Source organism: Flavobacteriales bacterium, assembly GCA_020635395.1.
Lineage (GTDB): Bacteria > Bacteroidota > Bacteroidia > NS11-12g > UBA9320 > UBA987.
Window position 1 is genome coordinate 124,308 of the sequence record JACJZV010000001.1, and the last position, 26,586, is coordinate 150,893.

General features: G+C 39.5%; 20 protein-coding genes and 1 tRNA gene. 15 read left to right on the plus strand and 6 right to left on the minus strand.

All coding sequences use genetic code 11. The features are described from left to right. Nucleotides 1–8 precede the first annotated feature (8 nt). The 4 genes from rsmI (at nt 9) to H6607_00545 (ending at nt 4,214) form a co-directional block, all read left to right on the plus strand. Complete coding sequence (gene rsmI, locus H6607_00530; GenBank protein ID MCB9260851.1) at nt 9–719, plus strand: 16S rRNA (cytidine(1402)-2'-O)-methyltransferase; 711 nt, start codon at nt 9–11, stop codon at nt 717–719. Beyond that, nucleotides 719–2,308: an apolipoprotein N-acyltransferase gene (gene lnt, locus H6607_00535; GenBank protein ID MCB9260852.1), complete on the plus strand. Its 1,590-nt coding sequence runs from the start codon at nt 719–721 to the stop codon at nt 2,306–2,308. The genes rsmI and lnt overlap by 1 nt, the downstream gene beginning before the upstream one ends. After that, nucleotides 2,284–2,949 carry a lipoyl(octanoyl) transferase LipB gene (lipB, locus tag H6607_00540; GenBank protein MCB9260853.1) on the plus strand — a complete coding sequence of 222 codons (666 nt, stop codon included), beginning with the start codon at nt 2,284–2,286 and terminating at the stop codon, nt 2,947–2,949. The genes lnt and lipB overlap by 25 nt, the downstream gene beginning before the upstream one ends. A gap of 131 nt (nt 2,950–3,080) precedes the next feature. Further along, nucleotides 3,081–4,214 (plus strand): ATP-binding protein, encoded by a 1,134-nt coding sequence (locus H6607_00545; protein ID MCB9260854.1) that lies wholly within the window; start codon nt 3,081–3,083, stop codon nt 4,212–4,214. A 3-nt stretch (nt 4,215–4,217) separates the two neighbouring features. Here H6607_00545 and meaB read toward each other — a convergent pair whose 3' ends face one another. From meaB to lpxK, 4 genes are read right to left on the minus strand one after another with little or no spacing between them, the layout of a single operon-like run. After that, nucleotides 4,218–5,204: a methylmalonyl Co-A mutase-associated GTPase MeaB gene (gene meaB / locus H6607_00550; protein MCB9260855.1), complete on the minus strand. Its 987-nt coding sequence runs from the start codon at nt 5,202–5,204 to the stop codon at nt 4,218–4,220. Then, entirely contained in the window at nt 5,205–6,557 is a 1,353-nt protein-coding gene (mgtE, locus tag H6607_00555) for a magnesium transporter (GenBank protein ID MCB9260856.1), read from the minus strand. It abuts the gene before it with no gap. A 3-nt stretch (nt 6,558–6,560) separates the two neighbouring features. Beyond that, nucleotides 6,561–7,340 (minus strand): 16S rRNA (adenine(1518)-N(6)/adenine(1519)-N(6))-dimethyltransferase RsmA, encoded by a 780-nt coding sequence (gene rsmA, locus H6607_00560; protein ID MCB9260857.1) that lies wholly within the window; start codon nt 7,338–7,340, stop codon nt 6,561–6,563. Further along, nucleotides 7,325–8,305, minus strand: coding sequence for a tetraacyldisaccharide 4'-kinase (gene lpxK, locus H6607_00565; protein MCB9260858.1), 981 nt, complete (start codon nt 8,303–8,305; stop codon nt 7,325–7,327). Before lpxK ends, rsmA begins: the two co-directional genes overlap by 16 nt. Nucleotides 8,306–8,349: 44 nt before the next feature. Here lpxK and H6607_00570 point away from each other — a divergent pair, with 44 nt between their 5' ends. The 5 genes from H6607_00570 to fabD are packed head-to-tail and all read left to right on the plus strand — an operon-like array spanning nt 8,350 to nt 13,255. Beyond that, on the plus strand, nt 8,350–9,450 hold the full coding sequence (locus H6607_00570; GenBank protein MCB9260859.1) for a Nif3-like dinuclear metal center hexameric protein: 1,101 nt from the start codon (nt 8,350–8,352) through the stop codon (nt 9,448–9,450). Between the two features lie 10 nt (nt 9,451–9,460). Then, nucleotides 9,461–10,243, plus strand: coding sequence for a hypothetical protein (locus H6607_00575; GenBank protein MCB9260860.1), 783 nt, complete (start codon nt 9,461–9,463; stop codon nt 10,241–10,243). A 36-nt stretch (nt 10,244–10,279) separates the two neighbouring features. Continuing rightward, entirely contained in the window at nt 10,280–11,791 is a 1,512-nt protein-coding gene (locus H6607_00580; GenBank protein MCB9260861.1) for a hypothetical protein, read from the plus strand. A gap of 25 nt (nt 11,792–11,816) precedes the next feature. Next, nucleotides 11,817–12,371, plus strand: coding sequence for a hypothetical protein (locus H6607_00585; GenBank protein ID MCB9260862.1), 555 nt, complete (start codon nt 11,817–11,819; stop codon nt 12,369–12,371). A 5-nt stretch (nt 12,372–12,376) separates the two neighbouring features. Next, a complete protein-coding gene (gene fabD / locus H6607_00590) occupies nt 12,377–13,255 on the plus strand; it encodes an ACP S-malonyltransferase (protein MCB9260863.1) in 879 nt (292 codons plus the stop codon). A 32-nt stretch (nt 13,256–13,287) separates the two neighbouring features. Here fabD and H6607_00595 read toward each other — a convergent pair whose 3' ends face one another. Both H6607_00595 and H6607_00600 read right to left on the minus strand, forming a co-directional pair. Then, on the minus strand, nt 13,288–13,569 hold the full coding sequence (locus H6607_00595; GenBank protein ID MCB9260864.1) for a septum formation initiator family protein: 282 nt from the start codon (nt 13,567–13,569) through the stop codon (nt 13,288–13,290). An 86-nt stretch (nt 13,570–13,655) separates the two neighbouring features. Beyond that, the gene (locus H6607_00600; protein MCB9260865.1) at nt 13,656–15,182 is read right to left on the minus strand and encodes a glutamate--tRNA ligase; all 1,527 of its coding nucleotides are present in this window, start codon (nt 15,180–15,182) and stop codon (nt 13,656–13,658) included. Between the two features lie 464 nt (nt 15,183–15,646). Between H6607_00600 and H6607_00605 the strand changes: the two genes are divergently transcribed. The 6 genes from H6607_00605 (at nt 15,647) to H6607_00630 (ending at nt 26,546) form a co-directional block, all read left to right on the plus strand. Continuing rightward, on the plus strand, nt 15,647–19,933 hold the full coding sequence (locus H6607_00605; GenBank protein ID MCB9260866.1) for a PKD domain-containing protein: 4,287 nt from the start codon (nt 15,647–15,649) through the stop codon (nt 19,931–19,933). Between the two features lie 266 nt (nt 19,934–20,199). After that, a complete protein-coding gene (locus tag H6607_00610) occupies nt 20,200–24,483 on the plus strand; it encodes a PKD domain-containing protein (GenBank protein MCB9260867.1) in 4,284 nt (1,427 codons plus the stop codon). Between the two features lie 97 nt (nt 24,484–24,580). Next, nucleotides 24,581–25,360 (plus strand): enoyl-CoA hydratase/isomerase family protein, encoded by a 780-nt coding sequence (locus H6607_00615; GenBank protein MCB9260868.1) that lies wholly within the window; start codon nt 24,581–24,583, stop codon nt 25,358–25,360. 2 nt (nt 25,361–25,362) lie between these two features. After that, entirely contained in the window at nt 25,363–26,127 is a 765-nt protein-coding gene (locus H6607_00620) for a TatD family hydrolase (GenBank protein MCB9260869.1), read from the plus strand. Nucleotides 26,128–26,142: 15 nt separating this feature from the next. After that, nucleotides 26,143–26,229 (plus strand) — tRNA-Ser (locus tag H6607_00625). Nucleotides 26,230–26,240: 11 nt separating this feature from the next. After that, the gene (locus tag H6607_00630; protein ID MCB9260870.1) at nt 26,241–26,546 is read left to right on the plus strand and encodes a DUF4286 family protein; all 306 of its coding nucleotides are present in this window, start codon (nt 26,241–26,243) and stop codon (nt 26,544–26,546) included. Nucleotides 26,547–26,586: the final 40 nt, after the last annotated feature.

Consider the following 26,586-nt stretch of genomic DNA (forward strand, 5'->3'; position numbering starts at 1 on the left):
CTTTTTTTATGCCTATTTTCAAAACTGATTACCTTTGCTGCGTGTCAAAAGAAACATCACTTTATTTGGTTCCAACGCCTATCGGCAATTTATCAGATATTACCTTTCGGGCAATCGAAGTGTTAAAATCGGTTGATTTGATATTGGCCGAAGATACCCGCGAAACCAAAAAGCTTTTGACCCATTTTGAGATTAGCAATGCCATCGAATCTTTTCATCAAAACAATGAACACCAACGGGTAGCGGCAGTTATTTTCAAAATGAATGAAGGCAAAAAGATTGCCTTTTGCAGCGATGCCGGCACGCCGGGCATTAGCGACCCAGGATTTTTGTTGGTTAGAGAAGCTGTTAAAAATAATTTTAAAGTAGAATGTTTGCCAGGTGCAACAGCCTTTGTCCCGGCATTGGTAGTGAGCGGTTTGCCATGCGAACGCTTTGTTTTTGAAGGATTTTTGCCCCATAAAAAGGGCCGACAAACGAGGTTGCAAAATTTGCAGGAAGAAATCCGAACCATCGTTTTTTATGAAAGTCCACACCGATTGCTAAAAACACTTTATCAGTTTAAAGAATATTTTGGAGAAGAAAGACAAATTTGTGTGAGTAAAGAAATTAGCAAAATGTTTGAAACGCACTATAGAGGCACGGTAAATGAGGTAATTGCCCAATTAGAAGTAGCCACAATAAAAGGGGAATTTGTAATTTGTGTTTCTGGAAAATAATGAGCCAACGTTTCAAATATCTACTCATTCCGTTGCTCGGCGGAGCAATGTTGGGTTTAGCTTGGCCACCAAATAGTTTGCCTTTTTTGCTGTTTTTGGGCTTCGTTCCATTTTTTATTTTAGAAGACTTTTTTACTACCCCAAAAAGCGGAAAATATTTCTTTGGATACCTTTATCTGGGATTATTTCTTTTCAATTTTATTACCACTTGGTGGGTATGGTATGCATCACCCGGTGGAGCAGTTTTTATGCTAATTGCCAACACGGCTTTGATGACCTTGCCCTTTTTGGCTTATCGAATTTTGAAAAGAAACGTGGGGCTTGGCCGAGCGTTATTTGGCTTTATTTTGGCATGGCTGAGCTTCGAGTATTTTCATTTTCGATGGCAACTTAGCTACCCGTGGCTCACACTCGGAAATGCCTTTGCCACCACACCCAATTTGGTGCAGTGGTATGAATATACAGGAGTTTTGGGCGGCTCATTATGGATTTTAGCCGTAAATAGTTTTTTGTTTTACATCGGTAAAAATTACAGAAAACGGCATGTTTGGATAACTGTAGCTTTACTTGTTTTTCCAATATTTTTATCAATCGTGATTTGGTTTGTCGAAATTCTTCCGCATAAAGGAAACCAAGGCAAAAAAGTTTTAATCATTCAACCCAACATTGACCCGTACAATGAAAAGTTTGCCGATGGTGGTGTGGAGGGGCAATTGGAGAAGTTTTTTATGTTGTGCGACCAACAACGAGATGAGCATATCAACCTAATTGTGCTGCCTGAAACCGCTTTGGCCAATTTGATTGACGAAGAGGAATTAGAAAATTATTTTGCCATTCGTCGAATAAAATCGTATCTAAAAAATTACCCAAACCCCGATGTAAAAATGCTCATTGGTGCATCTACCATGAAATATTTACCTAAAACAGAGCAGCCAAGTCAGTTTACCCGAATCAATCCATACAACGGCCAATATTATACATCATACAACACTGCGTTGTTGATTGACAAAAACGGTGTTCAGAAAATATACCACAAATCAAAGCTGGTGCCGGGGGTAGAGGCTTTTCCGTTTCCAAAATTCTTTGCTTTTTTTGATAAACTCTTGCATCTTGATTTGGGTGGCGAGGCCGGAAATTTAGGCAGAGACAGCAGTGCCGTTTGTTTTAATGTAGAAGATGTTTCGGTGGCACCATTAATCTGTTATGAGTCAATTTATGGCGAATATGTGAGCGATTTTACCAATCAACAGGCCGATATGTTAGCCGTGATAACCAACGACGGATGGTGGAAAAATACGGCAGGACACAAACAACATAAGCATTATGCTCGATTGCGAGCCATTGAGCAACGGCGTTGGGTGGTGCGGAGTGCAAACACAGGTATAAGCTGTGTTATTGACGATGCGGGAAACGTGCACCAGGAACTTGGATGGTGGCAAGAAGGTATCATAACGGAATATATTCCAGAGCGAACCAAAACTACATTTTATTCAAAATCAGGCGATTATATCGGAAAAATAGCACAGTATCTTTTTGTATTACTCATGTTGAGTGTTTTTGTAAAATGGAAAGTAAGACAAGGGAAATAAAAGTTGAAGACCTTGGTTTGATTGATTATCAAACGGCTTGGGATAAGCAAAAGGAAATGGTGATAGCTCTTCAGAACGATGAAAGTTCGAATACTGTTTTGCTCTGCGAACACAACCATGTTTATACTTTTGGTAAAAGTGCCAATCGTAATAACTTGTTGATTAACGATTCTTTTTTAAATCAAATTGGAGCTCAAAAATTTGAAATAGAGCGGGGAGGAGACATTACCTATCACGGACCCGGGCAGTTGGTGGGCTATCCAATTCTAAACCTGCATCAATTGGGAATGGGAGTGAAGAAATATGTGGATGTATTGGAAGAATCTATCATTGAAACACTTTTAAAATTTAATATAAAAACCGAAAGAATGGAGGGCTTGACAGGTATTTGGCTTACAGAAGGATTGCCAAGAAAAATTGCCGCAATAGGTATAAAAGTAAGTCGAGGAATTACCATGCATGGTTTTGCATTAAACGTAAACACGGATTTGAGTTATTTTAATCACATGATTCCATGCGGCATTGCTGATAAAGGTGTTACCTCCATGCAAAAGGAATTGCATCGAGCAATCGAAATGAAAGCCGTAAAAGAGGCGTTTGCCAAAGCATTTCTAAAGAATATTGCTAATAATAATTTCTAACAAAAACAAAATTAAGTCATACAATTGACCAAATTAGTATTAATTGCGTCACAAATATTTTTTAATTAATATTAATTAGGGTTGCAATTTGATTAAATTTATATAAATTGCGTCAAATTTGTGACGGCATTATGGAATACTTGCATAGAAAAATAGTAGAAAACATTATGAACAAGCTACAACCCAACAAAGTTGTGGTATTGTTTGGTGCCAGAAGAGTGGGTAAAACAGTGCTACTAAAAGAGGTGTTAAAACAGATTAATGAGCCGATACTTTCTTTAAACGGAGAGGACATAACTGTGCATCATTTGCTTGAGGTGCGAAGCATCGAAAACTATACGCAACTTATTGGAAACCACAAAGTTTTGCTAATAGACGAAGCTCAAAAAATACCGGAAATTGGCCAAAAATTAAAGCTGATGGTGGATGAAATAGAAGGTCTAAAAATCATCATTTCAGGCTCATCGGTGCTGGATGTGGCCAACGATGCAGGCGAACCGCTGACCGGAAGAAAATATACATTTAATCTATACGGACTTGCAGAAAGTGAGTATAACCAAATTGAAAACAGCATCGTAAAACCTGATAAATTAAGGGAACGATTGGTGTTTGGTAATTACCCCGAGCTGTTGCATTTGCCTAATCAGTCGGATAAAATTGATTACTTGAAGGAGTTGGTAAGTTCGTATTTGCTCAAAGATATCCTTGTTTATGAAAACATAAAAAACGCTCAGAAGATATACAATTTGCTTCGAATGATTGCTTTTCAAATTGGGGGGGAGGTTTCCTTACAAGAACTTGGAAATCAATTGGGTATAAGCAAAAACACTGTTGAAAAGTACCTAGATTTATTGAGTAAAGTGTTTATCCTACACAAAGTGGAAGGTTTTAGTAGAAATTTGAGAAAAGAAATAACAAAAAGCTCTCGGTGGTATTTTCTCGATAATGGAATTAGAAATGCGGTTATAACCAATTTTAATATGCCCGAATTGCGAAATGACGTTGGCCAACTTTGGGAAAACTATGCCATCGCTGAACGAATCAAGTATTTGGAATACAACAAAATTTCATCCAGCAATTTTTTTTGGCGAACTTACGACCAACAGGAAATAGACTGGGTAGAGGAGAGAAATGGTGGGTTATTTGGATATGAATTAAAATGGAAACAGGAAACAATAAAAATACCTCCCCAATGGAAAAAGGCTTACCCCGAGGCAGGTTTCGAACTCATAAATCAGCGAAATCTTGTCGATTGGGTGTCTTAACGACTACCCAACCAACATACTTTTTACGAGCTGCACCGCGGCCGTTTTTGGGGATATTTTACCCTCTAAAACGCTGTTAGATAGTTGGTTGTATTTTATTTTCACTTTTTCGTTTTGAAATAAAATCATGTTAAAAACCTCTCCAAGTTGCATTTTAAACTGGGCTACGGCTTGTTTTTGTCGGTTTTTTTGGAACGTGCCATTTTCGGTTGCCAGCATTACATATTGCTGAATTTCATCCCAGATGGTTTCCAAATTTTTACCCGAAATAGCATCCGTCAACAACACTTTTGGTTGATAATTTTGCCGATGTTGAGGCATAAACATGAGGGCATTTTGGTAATGTTTTAGGGCTTCGGCAGCCAAAATTTGGTTTTCTTCGCTTTTATTTATGGCAATCAAATCGGCCATTTCTACAATACCTCTTTTTATACCCTGCAAATCATCGCCGGCACCCGGCAAAAGCAGCAACAAAAAGAAATCGACCATGTTGTGAACCATTGTTTCACTTTGGCCAACACCCACCGTTTCTACCAATAGAACATCAAAACCAGCCGCTTCACAAATTACAATGGCATCCTGTGTTTTGGATGCAACCCCACCTAGCGTTTCACCATTGGCCGATGGGCGTATAAAGGCATTTTTTTGGGCAGAAAGTTCAGTCATCCGGGTTTTGTCTCCCAAAATACTTCCGTGTGAGTTTCTGCTGCTTGGGTCTATTGCCAAAACGGCCACTTTTTTACCATACTCTTCAATAAGCAAATTGCCAAATTGATTGATAAAGGTGCTTTTGCCCACACCCGGAACTCCGGTTATCGCAATTCTTATGGATTTTCCGCTGTGGGGTTGGCAATAATCTAATATTTCCAACGCAGTTTGTTGGTGTTCGGGTTTGGTGCTTTCTGTTAGAGTTATGGCTTTGGAAAGTGCCACAATATCACCTCCGATAATTTGATTACAAACTTCTGCAACATTCATGGAATGAATCATTTATAATAGAAGTTTGCCAATGGTAAAATATAAAAACAAGCCCAGCAAATCATTACTTGTGGTAATAAAAGGCCCCGTGGCCAACGCCGGATCTATATCAAATCTATCCAAAACAAGTGGTACAATAGTGCCGATGACGGATGCAAAAAGAATGACAGACATTAAAGCGATGCTAACGGTGGTCATAATTTCTTGCGAATTGCCGCTGATAAAACCATATCCCATAAGCAAAGCCGAGCAAACCAAACCGTTGATTAGGGCCACCATCAACTCTTTGCTTATCTTTCCCCAAACATCATTGCTGGTAATCGTGTTATTGGCCAAACCTTGCACAATAATGGATGAAGATTGCACACCAACATTGCCTCCCATGGCCATTATGAGTGGCATAAACAAGGCTAATTGTACATTTTCTAACAAATTTCCTTCAAAATTGCCGATAACCAACGAACTGAGAATGCCCCCAAATAAACCCACTACCAACCACGGCAGTCTGGCTTTTGACAATATCCATACGCGGTCGTTTACCTCTACCGATTGAGAAATACCAGAAAGCATTTGATAATCTTTGTCGGCCTCTTCTTTGATATAATCTACGGCATCATCAATAGTTACGCGGCCTACCAGTCGTTTTAGAGGGTCAACAATGGGCAATGCCACCAAGTCGTATTTATTCATGGTGTTCGCAATTTCTTCGGCAGGTGTATAAACATTGCCATAAAGCACATTGCTGTCAAAAATTTGGGATATTTTGGCATTAGCTCTCGATAAAAGTATCTTTTTCAGCGATGCCCAACCCAACAAAATATCATTGTCGTCCACCACATAAACCGTATAAACCCGAGTCACCTCTTCGGCCTGTTTTCTGATTTCTTCGGTGCATTGAGCCACTGTCCAGTCAATGTTTACCTTAATAAGCTCCCCGGCCATCAGGCCACCGGCGGTATCATCAGGATACCTAAGCAGCGTGGTTAAAAACATTGAGTGCGACTTGTCGGGAAGCAACGAAATTATTTCCGAGGCTTGTTCTGACGACCAATCGCTTAATATATCCACCGCATCGTCGGTTTCCATATATTGAATAAACTCTAAAGCTATTTGCTCTTTGGTGTATCCTTCATAAAAGCGTTTTCGTACATCGGGTTCTAATTCGGCAAGCATATCCACCTTTTTGCTCGATGGAAGTAGGGAGGTGATGTAAACCGCCTGTTCAAGGTTTAATTCGTCAAAAAGTTCGGCAATATCTGCGGGGTAAAGCATCTCCAAAGTGGCATACAATTCCTCCTCATTTCTTGATTCGATATGAATCAAAAACTCATCAACAAACTCTTTATTTAGTTGGAAATTTTCCATTGCTCATACCCGATTTTTCTCAATGAAATCAGTGAGTTTATCAAAATCCTGAACCGATAAATTTTCAGCCCGCAATTTAAACAATTCATTTTCTGAAACCCGTTCTTTGGGTAGGTTAAATTTTTTTAAAGCATTCGACAACGTTTTTCTGCGTTGCTGAAACGCCGTTTTCACCACGTCAAAAAATAATTCGGAGTTGCAGTTTATCGACTGGTTTATTTTTTTACCTGAAATGACCACCGATTGCACTTTGGGTGGCGGACTGAAAACAGAGGGAGGAATTTGAAATTCGAGTTTAACTTCATAAAAAGCCTGTACCAAAACAGATAGAATACCATACGCTTTGCTGTGCGGTTTTGATGCCACACGTTGGCCAACTTCGAGTTGAAACATGCCCGCAAAGGCTGGAATTTTGTCTCTATTTTCAAGAATTTTGAATAAAATCTGAGAAGATATGTTGTACGGAAAATTACCGATTACACCAAAATCCGCAGGAAACAAATCGGAAATATCCGTTTTTAAAAAATCGGTTTCCAAAACGGTTAATTGAGGCATGTTTTCGGATAAATAAACCACCGATTCCGTATCAATTTCGACAGCCTTTAATGCAATATCTTTTTTAATTAAGAATTGGGTGAGAACGCCCATGCCAGGGCCAATTTCCAACCAATTTTTTAAGGGATAATTGTCAACCAAATTGGCCGTTTTGGCGGCAATATTTTCGTCCTTTAAAAAATGCTGACCAAGATGTTTTTTAGCTCTGACTTTCAATTTTTTAGTGATGCTATTAACCAATTTCGAAAAGTTTCTTTTTCCAATATCTCAGATTTTACAGGCAAAATAAAAACGCTAAAATCAGGATTTATTTTATCAATCAGTGGTTTCAATTTCACCCAATCTTTGGCCGTGGTAACGATGTTTTTATCAAATTCTGAGGCCATTTTTTCGAGTCTTTTTACGGTGGATGGGTAATAGTTGAAATGATCTTTAAACGAAATGGTTTTAACTGTATCAACATGTTTTTTTACCTCATATTCAAATGATTGAGCATTGGCCAATGCACTCACGGCGAGGCATTTAGTTGGCAATTCACTTTGGCCATAAACAGGTTTCAATTCATCATAAACTAACGTTGAGTGAAAAACTGGAATGTTAAAACCAGCCAATTTTTGGCCGTTAAAATCAGTAAAAATGATGGCATCGGCACGTTTATAATTGAACCAAAACTCTCGCAATCGGCCTGCCGGCATCACCAAGTCTTTATAAAATGGTTTGTTGGCTTTTGATAAAAGTAGAGATATTTTGGGTTTAACATACCGGTGCTGAAATGCATCGTCTAAAATAATGAGGTTGAGTGTGGGAGAAGAACCGATGAGCTCCGAAATGCCCAAAACGCGATTTTCGCAAACGGCCACTTCAACAGATGGATAGGCATTTTTTATTTCGAGTGGCTCATCTCCAAATTGCTCTGCCAAACCACCTTCGGCAACATTCAAGAAACCTTTTGTTTTTCTACCATACCCCCGGCTCAAAATCCCAATTTTATAGTCGTTTTGCAACATTCCTATAAGTGTTTTTACCATCGGTGTTTTGCCCGAGCCACCCACGGCCAAATTGCCAACGCTGATAATAGGTATCTCAAATTCTACCGATTTTAGAATTTTTCGTGCAAAAAGAAAATTGCGAATTTGCATGACACTTCCGTATAAAAAGGCTAACGGCCACAAAAGGTATCTCAACAAATTCATGGTGCAAAGGTGGCAAATTTTGGGGAGTTCTTTAATTTCGCCACATGCTGATTTCTGAGGTTATCGAAATATTAGAAAAAATTGCTCCGCCAACATTGCAGGAGAGCTATGACAATGCCGGATTAATAGTTGGGAGCAAATCAACAATAGTTACAGGAGTGTTGGTCTCGCTTGATGCAACAGAAGACATTGTTAGTGAGGCAATGGCCCAAAATTGCAATTTGATAGTGGCTCATCATCCCATCGTTTTTAAGGGTTTGAAGCAATTGAACGGAAAAAATTATGTGGAACGAACTGTTATCAAGGCTATTAAAAACGACATAGCCATATACGCCATTCACACCAATTTGGACAATGTCTTGCACAGTGGAGTAAATCAAAAAATTGCTCAAAAAATTGGATTGACGAATGTGCAAATTTTACAAAAACGAAAAGGAGATTTGCTCAAACTAAGTGTTTTTGTGCCTCAAAAAGAGGCCGAAAAGGTAATGAATGCCATGTTTGATGCAGGTGCCGGGCATATTGGCAATTACGATGAATGCAGTTTTAAAACAGAAGGAATCGGAAGTTTTAGAGCCGGCAGCGGAAGCAATCCAAGCATTGGCACAGTAGGGGAGAGGCACTATGAAAAAGAGACAAAAGTAGAAGTGGTGCTTCCGGCGTATGCCGCAAAAAATGTGGTAAAAGCTATGCAAAAGGCTCACAGCTATGAGGAGGTAGCCTACGACTTGGTGGCTCTTCAAAACGAATGGAACGCTGTGGGAGCGGGCATTGTTGGAGAACTTTCTGAACCCATAGAGGTTCAACATTTTTTAAAACATCTCAAGCAAAATTTGAGAGCAGAGGTAATAAAGTTTACATCAACCGATAAAAATTACATTCAAAAAGTAGCGGTGTGCGGCGGTTCGGGAAGTTTTTTAATAGGTGCGGCGATGGCCTCAGGTGCAGATGCCTATGTGACAGGGGATGTAAAATATCATGAGTTTTTTGACGGAGAAAATAAGCTGATGATATGTGATGTAGGCCATTATGAAAGCGAGCAATTTACAATAGAACTTTTAGGAGAAATTTTATTGGAAAAAAATTCTAATTTTGCAGTCATTTTTTCAAAAACGGTCACAAACCCGATAAAATACTTTTATTAAGAAATAATAAATGGCAACAGTAGAAGAAAAACTTCGCAGTTTATGGAACCTTCAGTCTATTGATAAGCAAATGGACAACCTGCGTGCAGTTCGAGGAGAATTGCCCATGGAGGTTGCAGATTTGGAGGATGACATTGCTGGTTTAAAAACTAGACTCGTAAATTTTGAACATGAAATCGAGCAGTTTGAGTCGGCAATAAGCGGAAACAAAGAGCGAATCAGTCAAGCAAAACAGCTTGAGAAAAAATATAACGAACAGCTAAACAGCGTTAAAAATAATCGAGAATATGATGCCTTGACAAAGGAAATCGAAATTCAAGGTTTAGAGGTGTTGGCTGCCGAGAAAAAAATCGGCGAATTGCAAAACAGCATTGTGAGCAAGAAAGAATTGATTGAGGAGGTTAAGCACGAGCTTGATGGCCGAAATATTGATTTGGACAACAAGAAAAAAGAGCTTGAAGAGATAACCGGAGAGACTGAAAAAGAAGAATCGAAGGTTGGCCAATCTCGCGAAAAAACGGTGGGAACAATGGATGAAAAATTGTTCAAGGCCTACGATCGAATCAGAAAAAATGTATTCAATGGTTTAGCTGTAGCACCAGTTTTGAGAGGTTCTTGCGGTGGGTGTTTTGCCAAAATTCCACCACAATTGCAATCAGACATTCGTCAACGCAAGAAAATAGTTATTTGCGAACATTGCGGAAGAATTAACGTTGACTCTGACTTGGCAGGCATTGTTGAGGAAGCAGCGGAAGAAAAACCAAAATCAAGAAGAAGAAGAAAAGCTGATTAAAAAGTCGGCATCATTCTTGATTCATTTTCCACCCATGTGAAAAGTGGAATTACATATATCGGTTTTAGGTTTTCAGTAGCCCTAACCTTTCTGATTTTTTTTGGGAAGGGTTTTGCCAAAAATTCAATTGTTTTTAATCAAAAATGTTTGAATGCTCAGCAAGAAATCTATGCTTTCAAATTAACCAGTGCCAACACAACGCTCAATATTGAAGAGCAAATTAATCCCAGTAATGCGGCCGCAGCTTATTTAAAAACAATGGTAAGCGTGCTAAAATACTTGGCCACCGAATCGAGCGGAGATTTTAGCATGATGGAGTCAAACAAAAAGAAAGCTCTCGACTTGTTGGCCGATTGTGACGAGCTATCAGGTTATCGAGATTTTTTGAAAGCAGAGATTTATTTCTATTCATCTGTGGCAAATGGCAAAAAGGGCAATTCACTATCTGCCGGAAATGATATAAGGCATGCCTACAACTTTGCCAATGACGTTTTGAAAAAATATCCAAACTTTGTGGCGGCCAACAAAACTAAAGGCATTATTTCTTCGGGATTGGGCAGTCTGCCCGAAACGTATCGAAAATTGGTAAACGTGTTGGGTTATAGCGGAGGCATGGATGAGGGCATCAGTCTCATCAACAAGTTTAGAAATGCACCATCTTTAAAACCCGAGTTTAAATTGATGCAGGAAGAGGCAAATTTCTATTTGGCTTCCATATATTTATACCTAAAAAATGATGCCACCAAATGCTGGGAAATAGTTGATTCTTACACAAAAAACTTCGCAAATAATCCTTTAAAAGCATTTGCAAGAATACATTTTGCAGAGAAATGCAAAAAAAACGAAGAGGTTATCCGAATTGCCGAACAGTTTCCAAAAGGTTCTGATTTTCAGAAGATTTCATACATTCATTTCGTTCATGGCAAGGCCAAATTGCAACGATTGGACAAAGATGCAGATGTAGTGCTTAAAACATTTATTAAGGAAAATACCGGAAAAAATTACATCAAAAGTTGCTATCAAAAGTTGGCTTGGCATGCATTAATAAATGGCAAAACGGATCAATACAACGAGTATATTTTAAAACTTTCGGGCAACGGAAATACCAACTTAGAAGAAGACGAGCAGGCTCAAAAGGAAGCAGAAAGTAGCGTGAAACCAAACGCTGTATTATTGAAAAGCCGATTGCTTTTTGATGGTGGATATTACCAAAAAGCATTGGAAGGATTGAATGGATATAAGTCGGAAAATTTTGCAACCATAGAGCTAAAAACAGAATACGCCTACCGCAAAGCCAGAATTTACGATGCATTGCACTATGACCCTCCTGCTATAGAATATTATAAAGCAACGATACAAGCCGGGGAGAAATTGAGCAACTATTATGCCTCGTATGCCTGTATATATTTAGCCGAAATTTATGAGCGACAAAAGAATAAGAACGAGGCAATAGCTTATTACAAAAAGGCAACCACCTTTTCTGCCAACAAGGAATACAAAAAAAGTATTGAGTTGAAAGCCAAAAACGGACTCGAACGTTTGAAATAAGGCTTTTGATATTAATTTTGACGCATTGAAAAACAGTACCTACATATTGATTTTAGTTGTGTTGGTAAGTTGCGGAAGGTCAACAAATACGCAACCAAATTCGTTGGAATTGGTTGATTTTCCGGAATTTTTAAGCAAAGAAAAAGAAGCTGTCATGCAGCATAAAACATGGGTTTTGAAGCGGGTAAGGTGGCAAACTTACACCAAGCAAGATTCCATAAAAATAGAAGATTTTGATTGGGATAAAGAGTTGGCTCTTTTTTCTGCAATACACATTAAGCCCTTAGTTTGGAAAAGTGATTTTGAACTGCTCGACTCTATGGATGATGATGGTATGAGATGTTTTCGGTTGGTAGCCGTAAACAAAAAACAACGGATAAAAAATATAGAGTTATACAAATCGTTGCAGACGGGGCAGTTGGTAAGATATGAGGTGGATTTGAATGATGAAGGTAAAATTTCGAAATCCAATCAAAAGTTGAGCTACACAAAAAACGTGGGATATACCATTGTCGGAAATAAAAAAAATGCCATGATGGAAGACGAAACCTATCAAATAGTTGTACAATTTTATCAGTAGAAGGAATGAAAAAGGCTTATGTTTTTCCCGGACAAGGGGCACAATTTTCAGGAATGGGCAAAGACCTATATGAAAATGCGGAAGCAAAAAAGTTGTTTGACAAAGCAAACGAAATTTTAGGTTTTCAAATTACGGATGTTATGTTTAATGGCAGCGATGAAGATTTGAAACAGACAAAAATAACGCAACCTGCCGTTTTTCTTCATTCGGTCATTTTGGCCAAAACAAAGCCTGATTTTAAGCCTGATATGGTGGCAGGGCATTCGTTAGGAGAAATATCAGCCCTTGTTGCAGCGGGTGTTTTGAGTTTTGAAGACGGTTTAAAATTGGTCAGTATTCGGGCTATGGCCATGCAAAGGGCTTGTGAGCTGAATCCGTCAACAATGGCTGCCGTTTTAGGTTTGGATGATGAAGTAATTGAGCAAGTGTGCAGCCAAATAAATAATGAAGTGATTGTAGCCGCAAACTACAATTGCCCGGGGCAGTTGGTCATTTCAGGTTCAAACGAAGGTGTGCGTATTGCCTGCGAAATGCTTTTAGAAAAAGGAGCAAAGAGGGCTTTACCTTTACCCGTTGGTGGTGCATTTCATTCACCGTTAATGGAGCCGGCTCGTGAGGAATTGGCTGCTGCCATTAATGAAGCCGCTTTTAATACACCGGTTTGCCCAATTTATCAAAATGTTTCAACGGTAGCCGAAACCAATCCGGAAACCATAAAAGCAAATCTGATTGCCCAACTGACAGCACCGGTAAAATGGACGCAAAGCGTTCAAAACATGGTGTCAGATGGTGCAACGGATTTTGTAGAAGTTGGTCCCGGAAAGGCTTTGCAAGGCATGATTAAGAAAATACACCGAGAAGCTGAGGTAAGCGGAATAAGCTAAAACTTGAAGTTGTTTGGTTCTAAAAAGACCATTTATTTCTCATCGAGCAGATATAAATCTTCGTCCGGTTTTTTCATCAAATATTCTTCACGTGCAAAGGCTTCGAGCGATTCTAAGTCAGATTCAAGTTGTTTCTTTTTTATTTTAAAAGCCTCAATATCAGCTTTATAAAATTCCTTTTCTTCGTTTAGAATTTTTATTTCTTTACCCAATTTGTATTGATGAACCAAGTTGTGCTCATCAAAAAAAGAAATCCATAACACAAACACGGTAAGGATAATGAGGTATTTGTATTTGACCAAAATGCGATTCATAGCACAAAGCTAAAAGGAATCAAAGAGGAGTAAATTATTTAGAAATAAACACTCGGTGGGAGGTGTCCAAAATTGTATCTACGAAATTACTTCAGCGTGTCAACCGCAAGATTAATTCGAGATACAACTTTTTCTTTACCAAGCAGTTGAAGCATTTCGAATATTGGCGGGCCTCCAGCCATTCCACTTACTGCAAGCCTTAAAGGCTGCATCAAACTGCCAGGAGAAACACCGTTTGTTTCTGCAAATTGTTTAAAACTATCTTCAACAAAAGAAGAAGAAAAGTTGGTCAGATTCTGGAAATGGTCAGCCAATTTAGCCATTAATGCAGGCACATGATCCTTCCATTTTTTGGCCACAACCGCGGTGTCGTATTCTTTTGGATTTTCAAAAAAGTATTGGCTAAGCGGAACAATATCTTGGGCAAAATCCACTTTTTCTTTGAGCAACCCAACAATGGCTACTAGATAATCTTCATTAGAAATATCCCACCCATTGGCCGAAAAATGGGGCTTTATGAGGTTGACTATCTCTTTATTATCCATGTTTTGAAGATATCGATTATTAAACCAGCGAGCTTTGGTGGCATCAAACTTGGCACCACTTTTCGATACTTTTTCTAACGAAAATGCTTCAATAAGTTCGTTCAAATTAAAGATTTCCTGATTGTCGCTAGGGTGCCAGCCCAATAAGGCCAACATATTAATAACCGCATCGGGCAAATAACCCGTTTCTCTGTATCCCGAGCTAATTTCATTGGTTTTAGGGTCGGTCCACTGCAACGGAAAAACAGGGAAACCCAGTCTATCTCCATCTCTTTTGCTCAATTTGCCTTGTCCATCTGGCTTAAGTAATAGAGACAGGTGGGCAAAAGTAGGCATGGTTTCTTCCCACCCCAAATAGCGGTACAACATCACGTGCAACGGGGCAGAGGGCAACCATTCTTCCCCTCTTATCACGTGGGTAATTTCCATTAAATGGTCATCAACCACATTGGCCAAATGATAGGTTGGCAGGCCATCGCCTTTAAGCAAAACTTTGTCATCCATTTGTGTGGTGTTTACCACTACCCAACCCCGAACAGAGTCGTGAAAACGAACTTCTTCTTTGCGTGGAAGTTTGATTCGGATGACATAAGCATCGTTATTGTCTAAACGCTTTTTAACCTCGTCTTCGCTCAGCGTAAGCGAATTTTTCATGCTCATGCGTGAGGTGGCATCATATTTGGCCGACATGCGTGCTGCCTCCATTTTTTTACGCATTTCATCCAATTCTTCGGGTGTATCAAAGGCATAATAGGCATGGCCATTGGCTACCAGTTGGTCTGCATATTGTCGGTATATGCTCATGCGTTCGCTTTGACGATAGGGTGCATGTGAACCTCCTTGTCTCACTCCCTCATTTGGAGCAATACCAAGCCATTCAAGTGATTCGTTGATATAATCTTCCGCACCCGGAACAAAACGCGTTTGGTCGGTATCTTCTATACGAAGCAAAAAATCACCGCCATGTTTTTTGGCAAATAAATAATTATATAGTGCAGTACGCACTCCGCCGATATGCAACGGCCCCGTGGGGCTTGGGGCAAATCTTACTCTAACTCTTCTGTCCATTTGAGGCCGCGAAGATACCAATTAGTTTTTCTATTGGTAGGTGTGGGTATTGCTTTATTTCAAAAAAAAACTAGAGTTTCAGAAGTGGATTTAACACTTGAATTGACAACGAATGTTTCAACAGAATATCTTTTTTGTTTTATCGGGAGTTTAAAGATGTTTTGGTTTCAATAATCTTTTAACAATGCCAAAAGCAAAAATTGAATTTTTTTAATCATGTTTTAGTGTGTTTTGGGAAGAAAAAAATGGGAGTTCTGAGTATAGGATTGTCATTTTTTTCTTAAAGTGGCAGTAGTTATTTTTTAACTTATTTATTTTCATTTAGTTATGATTGATTTTGGATGAAAAAAAAATAAATCTTTTTTGAAAAAAACGTTTGGAAAATGACAGAACTCATTGCACATTTGACGGATTGATGTAGTATTCAACTCATCAATAGTAGGTATTAATTTTAAGTTTTATTAATGAAAAAGCATTACAATTTCACAAAATGGCTTTCGACCCGTTTTACGGGACTTCTTATGTCGGCTGGTTTGCTAATGGCAGGCAGTTCGGCAATGGCTCAGTTGAGTGGTACGTACACCATTAACTCTGCTGCAGCTACTACCGGCACAAACTTTGCATCTTTTACGGCTTTCGCCTCGGCTATTAACACAAGCGGTGTTAGCGGCCCAGTTACTGTAAACGTTGTGTCTGGGTCTGGTCCTTACTATCACACTGCTACCACTACTTTTAACCAAATTTCTGGGGCAAGTGCTACAAACACGATTACCATCAACGGAAATGGTGAAAAGGTGTCATCTAATGCAGGTGCTGCGGTGTTTACACTCTACGGTACAGATTACATGACTTTTAAAAACCTAAAGGTAGAGGCATCGGCAAATGCGGCAAGTGTTAAATGTTTCCACATTTACAATGCTGCCAATTACAACACCATTGACGGTTGTGAGTTGATTATTTCTGCATACACGGGAACGGCAAACTCTACAGGTTACATTGTAATGTCAGCGTCAACAACTGGTAACTCAGCCGGATTGCACGGATCACACAACACATTCAAAAACAACAAAATGTGGAATGGTGGTGCAACGGGTGCCGTAGGCCCTTACTACGGCGTTTGTGAGTATGGTTCATCATCATACTATACTACCACCGGAAACAACCAAGTGTTGAACAATGAGGTGAGAGACGTTTATTATTATTACAACTATTTCTATTACACAAACGGTACAAGAATTGATGGAAATAAATTTCACACGAGCCGTTCTGATGCTTCATACACTTATGTTACGTATCTTTACTATACACAAACTACTACTCACCAAATCAGTTTTAGTAGCAACGAGGTTTATAACTTAAAACCAACCAGCTACTTGTATATGTATGGGTATTATAACACTGGAACAGCTTCAATGCCTGTTTTGTATAATGATAACAAAATTCATGACAATACAGTGGGTTCTTATCTTTACAATTATCTTGGTTACTATGGTCAAAACGTACGTTTTGAACGCAATAAGATATACAATAACACGGTAACAAATTACTTGTATAACCTATATTGTTGTTACTACTCTACCAATGCAATTGTAAGAGATAATGAATTGAACAACAATTATGCAGGATATTACATCTACGGTCTTGGTGCATACTACGGAACCAATGCATTGGTAGAGCGAAATGCAGTTCACGACAACTCAGCAGGTTACGGTGTTTATGGGTACTATATCTACTATATGCAAGGAGATTTTATCAATAACTTGTATTACAACAACAAAGGAGACTATTACAACTACGCTATGTTGGCTGGTTATACGCAAACATCATTACACGTTGCACACAACACATTTGTATTAAATAATGATGTGACGTATTATAGTTATGGTATCTATATGTATATGTATTATTCATTTACAGATGTAGTTTGTAAAAACAACATTTTAGCAATGACTGCCGAAGCCGGCTCTGGATATTACAATTACGTGGTATATATGCCATACAACTACCAAGATATGGAAATTGAGAACAATGACTTTTATGTAAACAACTCATCCACTAATTATTACTATACGAACGGAACTAATACCACAGCGGCAGCCTTTGCAGCGAGTATTGGTAATACCACCAACTTAAACATCGACCCACAATTTACGAACTTAGCTACTGGTGATTTGACACCGAAAAACCCAGCCATTGCCAACTACGGACAACCCGGGTATGCAACATTGGATTATAAAAAGGCAACAAGAACAGCTTGTGGTCCGGATATAGGTGCTTTTGAATTTTATATTGACCACAATGCGTCAAACTTAGTTTTTACAGGTACTAACGAGTGTGGTGGCTACCAAGAACCAATTGGTTTTAGATTTAACAACGGTTCAACAGTTGCTTTAAAAAATGCAAAGGTTTACTATACCATCAACGGTGGAACACCTGTGGTAGAAACCATTGCTAATATCAATGCAAACTCGTATGTTGATTATGTATTCAAAACCATTCCTGAGTTTCACGAGCCGGGCATCAACACAATTGTAGTAGGTTTGTTCTGCGATGACAATTCTTCGAACAATACTGTAACAACTACTATCAAAATTACTCCGGCTCCACATAGCTTTGAGTTGTCAGAAGGTACTGCATTTGCCGGATACTACCAAGCTGGCGGATCAGGCGGTACTAAAAAGAACCCCGATGTAACAGCAGCAAATGTGCAAGTGAATTACAACGTAGAAAACCCAACCAAATATGCAAATAGTGCTTACGGTTCAGGATGGAGTATGTCTATTAACGCTAAAACAAGTGGCGGAACAGCCGTTACCAGTGGAGTAACCTTAGTTTCACCAACCTCAAGCACAAAAGGAAAGATTCAGTTCAAACCTGCAAAATCGTTGGTTGATTCGACAGTATTTTTAGGTATTACTGTAAAAGACAACAACACAGGATGTGACTCAACATTTGGAAGATGGGTATATGTAGCAGCAACACCTGAACTTTCTTGGAATGCACCAAACGCTTGTGACGGTGACGTTATAGCGTTCTCAAATACAACCACCCAAGCAGTAGGAATAGCCGAATACTCATGGAATTTTGACGATCCATCAACGGGAGCGGACAATGTATCGACCATCAGTGACCCAGTACACAAATTTTCGACCTATGGTTCGTATGACGTAACAGTAACTGCATGGAATCATGATTATCCAAAATTCCAATACACATTGACAAAAACAGTAAACGTATCACCTGTACCAACGGTTGACTTTACCGTAAAAAATGCATGTGAGGGAACAGACATTACCTTTACGAATGGTTCAAAATTGCCAACAGGAGTAACCGGATCAATTGATTACACATGGAACTTCGGAGACGGCAGTGCCAAAGTAAAAACATTGAACACCACGCATAAATATGCAAAAGCAGGTGGCTACAAAGCCAGCTTGACAGCATCATTGAACGGCTGTGCAGCGACATTGGTAAAAAATGCAAACCAATTTGCTACACCGGATGCAAACTTTAGCGTAAAAGGCAACTGTAACTTAGAAGATGTAGAATTTACCAATGCATCAACTATTTCGTTAGGAAAAACAGGATACAAATGGGATTTCAACGACGGAACAGTATCAAACTTGTCAAACCCAATGCATGCTTTTGCAGCAGCAGGCTCACACAGTGTAAAATTGGTAGCAATCTCAGAATTTGGATGTAAAGATGAGATAACCAAAAGCTTTACATTGAATGAGTCACCAAAAGCAGACTTTAGCTTCAGTGACCCATGTAGCGAGACAGCAGTTAACTTTACAAGAGGTGGCACATTGCCAGCCGGAGCAACATCAATCTTTGAGTGGGATTTTGACGGAGAGAAAATTTCGACAAAAGAAAACGACAGCTACAAATTCTCGACAGTTGGAGTGAAAACAGTAAGTTTGAAAGTATCATCAAACAATGGCTGTTCAGATATGATCAGCAAAGACATCGTAGTAAAATTGCAGGCAAAAGCAGACTTTGTAGCCAACAACGTATGTGAAGGCGAAGAGGTAGTATTTACCAACAAGTCAGAAGTAGCAGCAGGCAACTTGAACTATGAGTGGAGATTTGGAGATTCAAAAACATCAAACTTAACATCCCCACGACATGCTTATACCTTGAGTACAGTAGGCGAGACAGAGTCATTCCAAGTGACGTTGTTGGCCATAGTACCGGGCGGATGTTCAGACTCAATAGCACGAACAGTAACAGTGAATGCAGCAGCAGACGCAAGTTTTGATGCTAAGATAGATTGGAGGGTATTGAAGATAACCAACCAAAAAACAACAGATCCTGTAAACCACGTTTACAACTGGAGATTTGGAGATGGTGGTCGATCAAACCAAGTAACTCCATCATACAAATACATCACAGATGAAGGCGAGTACACTGTATGTTTGGCCATCATCAACCCAGCAGGCTGTATCAGCGAGCATTGTGAGGATGTGTACCAAGATCCTACAACAGGCATCAACGATGTAATAGCTAACAATCTATTCAGCGTATATCCAAATCCGAACACCGGATTGTTTACCGTAAAAGTTGACGAGCCAAAAGGTATGGTGAACATCACCATCATGGATGCAACAGGCAAAACAGTATGCACCATTGCAGGTGATGCAAGCGGCGAGTACAGTATTGACTTGAGCGAAGTAGCAGGCGGAGTTTACATGGTTCAAGTAACCAATGGTGGCAACACTGCAATGCAACGGGTAACTGTTGCTAAATAAGCAAGAGAATAATTATTTCAATAATTGATTCAGAGCCCCCGCTTAGCGGGGGCTTTTTTTTGACCATTTTAAACTAAAATTCGCATTTTATGAACTCCCTTATGCTTGGTAGTTTTAAAGCCCTAAATTGTTACTAAAAAACCTACAAAATGTCATTTTTTTGATTTTAATCATTTGACATTAATTATAAATGGAGAAACGCATTTATATTCGACCCATCGATATGTCTTAGGTATCGATAAGTAGGTAATTTTTAAATTTTATTAATGAAAAAGCATTACAATTTCACAAAATGGCTTTCGCCCCGTTTTACGGGACTTCTTGTGTCGGCTGGTTTGCTAATAGCAGGCGGTTCGGCAATGGCTCAGTTGAGTGGTTCATCGTACACCATCAACTCGGGTGCAGCAGCAAGCAGCACCAACTTTACGTCTTTTAGCAGTTTTGCAGATTCTCTAAATACTCTAGGAGTAAGCGGAGCTGTAACTGTAAATGTAGTATCAGGTTCAGGACCTTACAGTGAGAAAGTAAGTTTCAATCAAATCTCAGGAGCAAGTGCCACCAACACCATTACTATCAATGGTAATGGAGAAAAGATTGTAAACACTGCCTCATCAGCCACCATTACTTTGAAAGGTACCGATTACATGACCGTAAAAGGTTTAAAAGTAGAAGCAGCCGGAACGGGAACAGGTGTAAGATGTTTTCACATCTACAGTGGAGCAAACTACAACACGGTGGATGGTTGTGAGTTGATTGTTTCTGCATACACAGGAACATCAAACTCTACAGGCTACATTGTGATGTCAGCATCAACAACCGGTAACTCAGCGGCAGCACACGGCTCGCACAACACGTACAAAAACAACAAAATGTGGAACGGTGGGGCATCAAGCTCAGTAGGCCCTTACTACGGTGTTTGTGAGTATGGCTCATCAGCTTACACAAGTACTACCGGAAACAACCAAGTGTTGAACAACGACATGCAAAACGTTTATTACTATTGGAACTATTTTTATTATACAAATGGAACTCGGATTGATGGTAATAAATTCCACAATGGAAGAAGTGGGGCAACCTATGCCTATGTAGTTTATCTTTACCGGACAGAAACAACGACACATCAAATTAGCTTTAGCGGAAATGAAGTGTATAATTTAAGTCCGTCGAGCTACTTGTATATGTATGGGTATTACAACTCAGGTACCTCTTCAATGCCCGTAATGTATAATGACAACAAAATCCACGACAATACGGTAGGTTCTTATTTGTACAATTACTTAGGATACTATGGTACTGAAATTCGATTTGAACGAAATAAAATCTATAATAACTCAGTAGGTAGCTATTTGTATAATATCTATTGCTGCTACCGCTCAAGCAACCCGATTGTTAGAGATAACGAACTGTACAATAATAGTGCAGGATATTATGTATATGGTTTGGGGGCATATTACGGATCCAATGCATTGGTAGAGCGTAACTCTGTTCACGACAACACCGCTGGTTATGGTGTTTACAGCTACTACATCTACTATATGGATGGCGACTTCATTAATAACCTTTCTTATAATAACAAAGGAGATTATTACAACTATGGTATCTACGGAGGTTACACTCAAACAAGTTTGAATGTTTGCCATAATACCATTGTTATTGACGACAACGTGGATTATTATAACTACTGTTTGTATTTGTATATGTACTACACGTTTACTGATATGAATGTGAAAAACAACATTATTTATGTAACTGCTAATGCGGGTTATTATAACTATGTTGTGTACACTCCATACAACTACCAAGATATGGGTATTGAGAATAATGACATTTACGTAAACAATTCATCTACTAACTATTACTACACAAATACGACGAACACAACGTTATCAGCGTTTGCATCAAGTATTGGTAATAGCACCAACTTAAACATCGACCCACAATTTACGAACTTGGCAGCAGGAAACTTAACACCGAAAAACCCTGCCATTGCCAACTACGGACAACCCGGGTATGCAACATTGGACTACAACAAAGCAACAAGAACAGCTTGTGGTCCGGATATAGGTGCTTTTGAATTCTTTATTGACCACAACGCGTCAAATTTGGTATTTACTGGTACTAACGAGTGTGGTGGCTACCAAGAGCCAATTGGTTTTAGATACAACAACGGTTCATCTGTTGATTTGATTGATGCTAAAGCGTATTACACCATCAACGGTGGAACACCTGTGGTAGAAACGATTGCTAAAATCAGTGCAAACTCGTATGTGGATTATGTATTTACCACAATACCTGAGTTTCACGAGCCAGGCACCAACACAATTGTGGTTGGATTGTTGTGCGATGACAATTCAGCAAACAATACATTGACAACTACCATCAATATTACCCCTGCTCCACATAGCTTTGAGTTGTCAGAAGGCAGTTCATTTGCAGGATACTATAAAGCAGGTGGTTCAGGCGGATTGATGAACAATCCTGACGTAACAGCGGCAAATGTTCAGGTGGATTACAACGTAGAAAACCCGACCAAATATGCAGATAGTGCGTATGGCACCGATTGGGGAATGACAGTAAATTCATGGACAAGTGGTGGAATGGCGGTAACAAGTGGATTGACTTTAGTTGCTCCAAGTGGAAGCAGCAAAGGTATGATTCAATTTACTCCAAGTCCGTCGTTGGTGGACTCAACCATTTTTGTGGGTCTTACCGTAACGGATAACAACACAGGATGTGATTCAACATTCGGAAGATGGGTATATGTGGCAGCTACACCAAATATTTCATGGAGTGCTTCTGATGCTTGTGATGGTGACGTTGTGGCAATAACTAATACAACCACCCAAGCAGTAGGAATAGCCGAATACTCATGGAATTTTGACGATCCATCAACGGGAGCGGACAATGTATCTACTATCAGTGACCCAGTTCACAAATTTTCGACCTATGGTTCGTATGACGTAACAGTAACTGCATGGAATCATGATTATCCAAAATTCCAATACACATTGACAAAAACAGTAAACGTATCACCTGTACCAACGGTTGACTTTACAGTAAAAAATGCATGTGAGGGAACAGACATTACCTTTACGAATGGTTCAAAATTGCCAACAGGGGTAACCGGATCAATTGATTACACATGGAACTTCGGAGACGGCAGTGCAAAAGTAAAAACATTGAACACCACACATAAATATGCAAAAGCAGGTGGCTACAAAGCCAGCTTGACAGCATCATTGAACGGCTGTGCAGCGACATTGGTAAAAAATGCGAACCAATTTGCTACACCGGATGCAAACTTTAGCGTAAAAGGCAACTGTAACTTAGAAGATGTAGAGTTTACCAATGCATCAACTATTTCGTTAGGAAAAACAGGATACAAATGGGATTTCAACGACGGAACAGTATCAAACTTGTCAAACCCAATGCATGCTTTTGCAGCAGCAGGCTCACACAGTGTAAAATTGGTAGCAATCTCAGAATTTGGATGTAAAGATGAGATAACCAAAAGCTTTACATTGAATGAGTCACCAAAAGCAGACTTTAGCTTCAGTGACCCATGTAGCGAGACAGCAGTTAACTTTACAAGAGGTGGCACATTGCCAGCCGGAGCAACATCAATCTTTGAGTGGGATTTTGACGGAGAGAAAATTTCGACAAAAGAAAACGACAGCTACAAATTCTCGACAGTTGGAGTGAAAACAGTAAGTTTGAAAGTATCATCAAACAATGGCTGTTCAGATATGATCAGCAAAGACATCGTAGTAAAATTGCAAGCAAAAGCAGACTTTATAGCCAACAACGTATGTGAAGGCGAAGAGGTAGTATTTACCAACAAGTCAGAAGTAGCAGCAGGCAACTTGAACTATCAATGGAGATTTGGAGATTCAGATACATCAAACTTGACATCCCCACGACATGCTTATACCTTGAGTACAGTAGGCGAGACAGAGTCATTCCAAGTGACGTTGTTGGCCATAGTACCGGGCGGATGTTCAGACTCAATAGCACGAACAGTAACAGTGAATGCAGCAGCAGACGCAAGTTTTGATGCAACAATTGATTGGAGAGTATTGAAGATAACCAACCAAAAAACAACAGATCCTGTAAACCACGATTACAACTGGAGATTTGGAGATGGTGGTCGTTCAAACCAAGTAACTCCATCATACAAATACATCAGCGATGAAGGCATGTACACTGTATGTTTGGCCATCATCAACCCAGCAGGCTGTATCAGCGAGCATTGTGAGGAGGTAGATCAGCCAGATATTAAAAATGCAGGCATCAACGATGTAATAGCTAACAACCTATTCAGCGTGTACCCAAATCCGAACACCGGATTGTTTACCGTAAAAGTTGACGAGCCAAAAGGTATGGTGAACATCACCATCATGGATGCAACAGGCAAAACAGTACGCACCATTGCAGGTGATGCAAGCGGCGAGTACAGTATTGACTTGAGCGAAGTAGCAGGCGGAGTTTACATGGTTCAAGTAACCAATGGTGGCAACACTGCAATGCAACGAGTAACTGTTGCTAAATAAGCACTTAAGTAAGAATGCTTTTTTAAAGCATTTAAAATTAATACCACATATAAGGCCAGCCGGGAGGCTGGCCTTTTTTTATTGCTAACTTTGCCCAATGCAATATGTAATCTGGAAAATTAATTCAGACGGAGTTGGTACAATCACCCTAAACCGACCCGAAAAACGCAATGCGTTGAATGAACAATTGGTAATAGAACTTAAAGAGGTACTGGATCTTGCCAGAACCGATAACAGCTGCAAGATTGTCGTCATAGAGTCAAGTGGAGAGGCCTTTTGTGCAGGAGCCGATTTGGAATACTTACAAAAATTGCAAAAAAACAGTTTTGAAGAGAACGTACAAGACAGCACCAACCTGATGGAATTGTTTAAAACCATTTACACATTCCCCAAAATTATTATTTCCAAAGTTGATGGACCCGCCATAGCCGGAGGTTGTGGCTTAGCCACCGTAACCGATTTTTGCTTTGCATCAAACAAGGCAACGTTTGGTTATACCGAGGCAAGAATTGGCTTTGTTCCGGCCATAGTTATGGTGTTTTTGTTGAGAAAAATTGGAGAGGGAAAAGCAAGAGAAATACTGCTGACAGGAGAAGTTTTTGGAGCAGACCGAGCCAAACATTTGGGTCTTGTCAACGAAGTGATAGACGCAGCTGAGCTGAACGACTATGTAAATCATTTTGCAATAAACTTGGTTTCAAAAAACTCAGGCCGGAGTTTGGCTTTAATCAAAGAAATGATTGCAACCATTCCTGAAAAGAACTTAAATGAGGCATTGACGTATGCCGCTCAAAAAAATGCAGAAATGCGAGAGTCTGAGGATTGTAAAAAAGGAATTTCTGCATTTTTAAACAAAGAAAAAATAAGTTGGCGATGAAGTTGATAGACACACATTCGCATCTTTATCTACCCGAATTCAACGAAGATTGGGATGAGGTTATGGCTCGCCTAATGCTTGCAAACGTTGAAAAGGTGCTGCTCCCAAATGTTGATGTGGAATCAATAGAATGGATGAAGACAACAGTTTCAAAGGCACCAAATGTGTTTAAACCCATGATGGGGTTGCATCCGTGTTCGGTAAAAAAGGAAACATTTACGAAAGATTTAGAAGCCATAAAAAATGAGCTTTTTTCGGGAAACTATATTGCCGTTGGCGAGATAGGAATGGATTTGTATTGGGACAAAACCACCAAAGATATTCAGGAAGAGGCACTTAAAATGCAATGTTTTTGGGCAAACGAGCTAAGAATTCCGGTGGCATTGCACACCCGAAACGCCACCAAGGAAGTAGTAGAAATTGTGAAGCAATTAAATCTTGAGGACTTAACCGGAGTATTTCATTGTTTTGGTGATGGAGTAGAAGAGGCCCACCAAATAATTGATTTAGGATTTAAACTGGGAATCGGAGGTGTGTTAACCTTCAAAAATAGTGGTTTGGATAAAGTTTTAGAAAAAATAGACTTAGAGCATTTGGTGTTAGAAACCGATTCGCCCTATTTGGCTCCCGCACCACACCGAGGCAAACGCAATGAATCTTCCTATACTTTTTTGGTGGCTCAAAGGTTGGCAGATGTGAAGCAGGTTAACCTAAATGAAGTGGCAGAAATAACTACAAAAAACGCACAAGAACTTTTTAAGATTTAATACCTTTGCCGCATTGGAGAGATGCCGGAGTGGTTGAACGGGCTACCCTGGAAAGGTAGTATATTCGCAAGGGTATCGAGGGTTCGAATCCCTCTCTCTCCGCTCATTAAGCTATGATTTTATACAACGTTACCTGTTTGGTAGAAGACGAAATTCACGATGAATGGCTCGAGTGGATGAAACAAGTACACCTGCCTGAAGTGATGGCCACCGGAAAATTTATTTCCAATAAAATGTACAGAATAGACCCACACGAGGGTGGCGACAGCGGAACGAGCTACAGCGTGCAATACCACCTCGAAACCCGGGATCATTATGTGGATTATGCACAGAATTTTGCCCCTGCTCTAAAGGCTAAAACCCTTGCCAAATATGGAGATAGGGTTATGGCATTTAGGACTATTTTAGAAGAAATATAAAATTGGTAAAATGTTTAATGGCCATTATTTCACAATAATT

Coding starts and splice junctions, on each gene's coding strand:
- H6607_00595 (MCB9260864.1), bottom strand. CDS start 13,569: ATGAATCGCATTTTGGTCAAATACAAATACCTCATTATCCTTACCGTG.
- H6607_00600 (MCB9260865.1), bottom strand. CDS start 15,182: ATGGACAGAAGAGTTAGAGTAAGATTTGCCCCAAGCCCCACGGGGCCG.
- H6607_00610 (MCB9260867.1), top strand. CDS start 20,200: ATGAAAAAGCATTACAATTTCACAAAATGGCTTTCGCCCCGTTTTACG.
- rsmI (MCB9260851.1), top strand. CDS start 9: ATGCCTATTTTCAAAACTGATTACCTTTGCTGCGTGTCAAAAGAAACA.
- lipB (MCB9260853.1), top strand. CDS start 2,284: ATGGAAAGTAAGACAAGGGAAATAAAAGTTGAAGACCTTGGTTTGATT.
- H6607_00545 (MCB9260854.1), top strand. CDS start 3,081: ATGGAATACTTGCATAGAAAAATAGTAGAAAACATTATGAACAAGCTA.
- lpxK (MCB9260858.1), bottom strand. CDS start 8,305: ATGAATTTGTTGAGATACCTTTTGTGGCCGTTAGCCTTTTTATACGGA.
- H6607_00615 (MCB9260868.1), top strand. CDS start 24,581: ATGCAATATGTAATCTGGAAAATTAATTCAGACGGAGTTGGTACAATC.
- fabD (MCB9260863.1), top strand. CDS start 12,377: ATGAAAAAGGCTTATGTTTTTCCCGGACAAGGGGCACAATTTTCAGGA.
- H6607_00575 (MCB9260860.1), top strand. CDS start 9,461: ATGGCAACAGTAGAAGAAAAACTTCGCAGTTTATGGAACCTTCAGTCT.
- mgtE (MCB9260856.1), bottom strand. CDS start 6,557: ATGGAAAATTTCCAACTAAATAAAGAGTTTGTTGATGAGTTTTTGATT.
- meaB (MCB9260855.1), bottom strand. CDS start 5,204: ATGATTCATTCCATGAATGTTGCAGAAGTTTGTAATCAAATTATCGGA.
- lnt (MCB9260852.1), top strand. CDS start 719: ATGAGCCAACGTTTCAAATATCTACTCATTCCGTTGCTCGGCGGAGCA.
- H6607_00630 (MCB9260870.1), top strand. CDS start 26,241: ATGATTTTATACAACGTTACCTGTTTGGTAGAAGACGAAATTCACGAT.
- H6607_00605 (MCB9260866.1), top strand. CDS start 15,647: ATGAAAAAGCATTACAATTTCACAAAATGGCTTTCGACCCGTTTTACG.
- H6607_00570 (MCB9260859.1), top strand. CDS start 8,350: ATGCTGATTTCTGAGGTTATCGAAATATTAGAAAAAATTGCTCCGCCA.